A 4,825-nucleotide genomic window follows, 5' to 3' on the forward strand; every position below is an offset into this window, starting at 1 on the left:
GTTCGGAGATTCCCTAATGAGCGATACCATTCATTACCTGGCGGCGATCAAAGTCTGGGCTGCCATCACTCCACCACACGTGGCCCCGCTCTCCTTAGGCCACCTTTGCGTCATGCATCGCCGCGCGAAACGCCTCAGCCATAACCAGGATGCCTCGCGCGCCGCCGTCGAAGAGCTAACCAAATGGGTTGGTGATCGAGGAGCAAACAGTGTGGTAGGTAATGTGAACGGAGCTCTGGTGATCCTCGACGACACATTGATGCCGTGCGGCAAGGCATAACGGAACTGGTCGCGGCGAGCGTAAAGCCTTAGGCGGGCTTCCGCCCGAAAAATCGATGCAGTGCTGTGACAGAAGGGTGTAGGTGCAGCAGGCCATCCGAGAGTTTGGCTAAACGCCGGCTATGAAGCCACCACGTTTAATCGCTTGAGCCCCTTTCTGATCGGGTCGCCAGCTCAGAAGCAGGAGGGCCGGTTCGGAGACTGGAGAATTATTTGAAATTATGGCTCAGCAATAATTATGTCCTAGCGATAATTTTTCTGAGCAACAGGTTCCGGTTCGCTGCCGGAAGACGTCACCAAAAAACGCGTTCACGCCTAGGGCAGACGCAATCGTCTTCGCTGACGGGCACCTTGAACTCGGTGCAGAAAGGAAGATGGCGCTTCGGCAGGCGCCACCTTAGTGCCTATGGGCCATAACGCCTTAAAACAGCTCCGCGCATATGATCGCTATGGCTCGGGCAGTGAGCGGTACCACTCAGCGTAGGGTGTGTTGATTGCCTTGTGACGGTTGTAGTCCGGGCTACCGTCATCCCACCACACCGGGCCCCTCTCCCCTAGTGCCACTTTCGCATCATCCACCGCTGCTCGAGCGGCATGCAGCTTGTCTTGATCATCCAGTGCTTTGGCTTCCTTCACCGCTCGCCGTGCTTCCATTAAGTCGTGCACCAGGTGCTGACGCTCCTCATCAGACAGCGCGGGATTGCTGCAGCGCCAGAGCTGACCTTTGACTACGAAGTAGCGACCGTCTGGTGTTGTTGGATACATGGCGCAGATCTCGTGAGCTGTTAGCTTCCTGGCAGCCGATGCGCGCCAGAAGCAGCAAAAGGATTTCTTCCATGCAGAAGGCCCAGCCGAGGAGCAGCAACGAGTCTGATGTATCCGCAAGGAGCACATTTGTACTCTTCAGGCATATCCATCAATCGAACCTGCCAGAGCTACCGTTCGAGCGAGGGTGTGATTCCTGAGTCTGTTCCGTAAGAACCAGAAGCCGCTTTCTCTGATCGTTGCTCAAGACTCCACAGGTTAGGGCTGCCGCGATATATCCAGTGGCAAGGCCAAACCTGTACGTGACTTCGTCTACGCCCTTGGCTAAGTCGATGGCTTTGATACGCAGTAGGGCCCTTTCAATGATGCGAGCCTCATCCAAGCTTTCGTCGACTGAAGCCATGACCTCGCCCCTCTATGCAAAAGGTAATATCCTCGATCGGATGAGCGAGGAGAGCTGCGTATGACTCTAGGCGACTGCGCTGGTACTTCCCTAGGCGCGCTGACGGCCCGGGAAGTCTGCCAGGTACTGCGAGAGGTGGTGTTCGAGCGGCGGACAATGACCAAGGTCGGTAGCCAGTCCTGGGAACAGCTATACGCCTGCCATTTCGAGATCGATGTAGAGGGATGGCGGATCACTATCTACAACGACTGTGATGAACTGGACTACTGCGAGCGGTGCGTGAGCCCGGAGGGTAACTGCTGGGAGTTCGATCCAGGTGGTCGGACAGATCCGGTTGCTCTGCTATCGACTTGGGAGCATCAAACCCTGGAGCGGATGTTGAAAACTCTGTAGAGCGATGAGGGCGTGCCCTGCCAGGCCCGGCTGTCGTGAATCGAGCCATCGTCGTACGCCGACGCCTCGACCCTTCGGGCGTCCATCCGTCACGCCGGCGCGCTCCGCTTGCGACAACAGCTACCTTGTAACGGTTAGAGGATGACTTGGCCGTTCAGAGCCATGACCGACCTGAACGCAACACCGTAAGCTTCAAACCCCAGATTGGGCCACTCCAACCTGTAATCCAAGCAGTCATGATGATGGCCATGCACGACCATTTTAACCCCCATGGCCTGGGCGAGTTCATCGATCTCTGAGTAGCCGTAGGGATGGCAGCTAGGTGCCTCATGACAGACCAAAATATCCGCCTTCTCCATGGCGAGCGAGAAGTAATCATCCGGATAAATTGCTGACAGCGCGTGCTGCCTTTTCGTCGCGAGTATGTCTGGCTGCTGTGGCCGGAGCGCTAGATGCTCAAGGAAGTCTCCGTAATTCTGGATGCCGGTATCAGGGCTACCTGGCAGCCAGACTTGCGACTCGAAGGTGCCGCCCAGCCCTGCTATACGATGGCCAGCAATCTCCACTACACGGCCATGCAGGCTGCGCTCGGATAGGCCGCAGCCATGGAGGTTATGCCAATAGGCTGGGCGATCCGTGTCATGGTTGCCGTGAATGAACCGGATCTCTGTCTGCTCTAGGATCGGGCGAAGGATCATGTCCAAGGGCAAACTGCATTCAAGGTCACCCAGGAATACCACTGCCTTGGGACGGTGAAGCTTCACCAACCTGATGACATGATCAAAGCGTCCATGTACGTCACCCAAAAACCAAATCACTCTTTTCCCCCACGCACTCCAAGATCCTCCACGGTTTAATCGACTTGATAAATTCGGTGATTTGCCTCCAGTAGAGGAGCAGCAAACGCACCAGAGGCCTAGGGGTAGTGATTGCCCTCTAGCAGTTGTAGTCCACGTGCTGACGTTCCTGTTCAGATAGCGTGGGCGTACCCAGTCGGAGTCGGCTGTGGTGAACCCAAGTCCCCGGCGTGCGCCGCAATCTCGGCCCTGCAGACATCCATCACTCCTAAGCGCTCCGCTTGTTGCGAAATCTAGTACGTAACGATCAGATGCCAGCTTTACTAACTGAGGCTGTGATACAAGGTCTGCTGCCAACCTTATCAGGACACGCTAATCATGAAAGAGCTACGGACAGCCGCTGAAGTCCTTGAACGCCTGAGCCATAACCAGGATGCCTTGCGCGCCGCCGTCGAAGAGTTAGCCAAATGGGTTGGTGACCGAGGAGCTGCAACGGTTGTGGACAACGTCAATGGAGCCCTTGCAACCCTGGACGACAACATCGATGCCGTACGATCAGGGATTGCAGAGCTAGTCGCCGCCAGCGTCAAACCGTAGTCAGTCCTACTCCAATGAATGATCAATGATTCTGTACAGGTAGGGGCCAAGATGATAACTGGTGAAGTCCGGATGCAAGCGGTACCTGATCGCCTTCCGAACAAGCAGTGCTGGATGCTTTTCAAGGTAGCAAATCTCGATCGACTACAGGCGCTTCAACGCGGCCTGCTTTACATGAACAGCGTCGACTATTTCGCGAAGCTTGAAGGTGAAGCCGGCGCTGCGCTTCGAAAGGACGAGCTGGAGAATGTTTATCTCAAACTCAGCTCCGGACTCAGAGATGGGGTTGTCAGCGAGCTCGTGCTCCAGGTCGAGGGTCAGGACGAAATGATTTTGAGTCCTGAAACGGTGATGACCCTGAATCTGCCTCGACCTGAAACTGTCATGATCTACTGCCTTGGATCTGTCTCAGCCGCACATGATGGCAAAATTTGGGGACTCGAGAACGGAGAACTGCGATTCAGTGAACGATTTCAAGAGTTTGGTACCCATGTCCTTCGCATTATAAATCACGCAGAATTTTCTAGAAGGCTTTCACAAGCTATCGAGGCCCATCCCCATCTATACAATTCTCCTTTTTTTGAAGGAGGCTACGGTCAAGTCGATTACGTAGACTTCAGTAACTACAGCGGGCCCATAGGATTGTTCCGAAAACCGATTGAGTACGCCTGGCAACGAGAGTACCGACTGTGCTTCGGGGCAGAGCCTGAGGCTCTGAACGATCGTGGCGCGTTAGAGCTGAACATCGGCGATCTATCGGACATCACTCAGATTACAACGGTCGAGAGCTTCACAGCGAACCCGATGACTGTTATTCCGAGAAAATACAGGATCGTCGATGGCAAGCCCGTGCAGGTCTGCGATTAGGTCAGTATCTCTTTCATAGATTTAACATAGCGCCCCGCCGTCTTGAGACTGGGCTCACGCGCAAGCGCATAAACAAGAGCTCGCTGGTAATTCCAGGCTTTCGAAAGAAGACTGATAGCACAGACTAAGACTCAGCGAGGAAATGCATTGCACCACCATTGGTTTCATCTGGGTAAGTCTTGACCTTTGAAGATGGCTACATTTCAGACTCAACTTGCAAACCAACAAACACCTATCAACACATGAGAAGCAAACCATTGGAAATATTGACCCTCGAAAAAATCGAAAAAATCGCAATCCAGTTCAATCTAGCATTTGGAACTTCAACTGTAGTCTCAGCACCTAAAACAAGGTCATACAAGCTGGCATTCATCTCATTTACCCTGACCATTTTTTTCTTGGCCATTTCAGCCATTAACCATGATGCGTCACCATTCTTCGTGCTTCTTTCTAGCCTCGCCGCCGCCGTCTTTGAAGTGATTGGCATTTATCTTTTTGCTTCGAAGTATGATCAAGAATACCGGCAGTTCATGCTAAGAAAATGTGGGGTGCTCAGCAATGAAAGCAGGTTCTCATACAAAAATCTCGAAGTCTACAAGACATTATGGCTCAAAAAGCACTTTAAGGTTCCACAGGAATCATACCTAGAGATCATAGAAAACATTGACAAGACGATAACTCTTGGCAAGCGCTTCAAAGAAAACTCTGAATCGCCCCTGGTTTC

5 protein-coding genes and 2 pseudogenes are annotated in these 4,825 nt (G+C 53.2%); 5 read left to right on the forward strand and 2 right to left on the reverse strand.

The genetic code is table 11. From position 1 onward, the window contains the following. Positions 1–280 (forward strand): annotated as a pseudogene (locus G1E_RS29745) (hypothetical protein); the annotation flags it as partial. Between the two features lie 446 nt (positions 281–726). Here the strand turns inward: G1E_RS29745 and G1E_RS20590 are convergent. Continuing rightward, positions 727–1,044, reverse strand: a complete 318-nt coding sequence (locus G1E_RS20590; RefSeq protein ID WP_009681507.1) for a hypothetical protein — start codon at positions 1,042–1,044, stop codon at positions 727–729. Between the two features lie 463 nt (positions 1,045–1,507). On the opposite strand from G1E_RS20590, the gene G1E_RS20600 reads away from it, so the two are divergent. Beyond that, positions 1,508–1,840: a hypothetical protein gene (locus G1E_RS20600; protein WP_009681509.1), complete on the forward strand. Its 333-nt coding sequence runs from the start codon at positions 1,508–1,510 to the stop codon at positions 1,838–1,840. 134 nt (positions 1,841–1,974) lie between these two features. Here G1E_RS20600 and G1E_RS20605 read toward each other — a convergent pair whose 3' ends face one another. Beyond that, complete coding sequence (locus tag G1E_RS20605) at positions 1,975–2,658, reverse strand: metallophosphoesterase (RefSeq protein ID WP_009681510.1); 684 nt, start codon at positions 2,656–2,658, stop codon at positions 1,975–1,977. Positions 2,659–3,015: 357 nt separating this feature from the next. Between G1E_RS20605 and G1E_RS20610 the strand changes: the two genes are divergently transcribed. The 3 genes and pseudogenes from G1E_RS20610 to G1E_RS20620 all read left to right on the forward strand — a co-directional run. Next, positions 3,016–3,234 (forward strand): hypothetical protein, encoded by a 219-nt coding sequence (locus tag G1E_RS20610; RefSeq protein ID WP_009681511.1) that lies wholly within the window; start codon positions 3,016–3,018, stop codon positions 3,232–3,234. A 51-nt stretch (positions 3,235–3,285) separates the two neighbouring features. Continuing rightward, positions 3,286–4,101 (forward strand): hypothetical protein, encoded by an 816-nt coding sequence (locus G1E_RS20615; RefSeq protein WP_009681512.1) that lies wholly within the window; start codon positions 3,286–3,288, stop codon positions 4,099–4,101. Between the two features lie 179 nt (positions 4,102–4,280). Next, positions 4,281–4,825: pseudogene (locus G1E_RS20620) on the forward strand (hypothetical protein); the annotation flags it as partial.

Source organism: Pseudomonas sp. TJI-51 (genome assembly GCF_000190455.2).
Lineage (GTDB): Bacteria > Pseudomonadota > Gammaproteobacteria > Pseudomonadales > Pseudomonadaceae > Aquipseudomonas > Aquipseudomonas juntendi.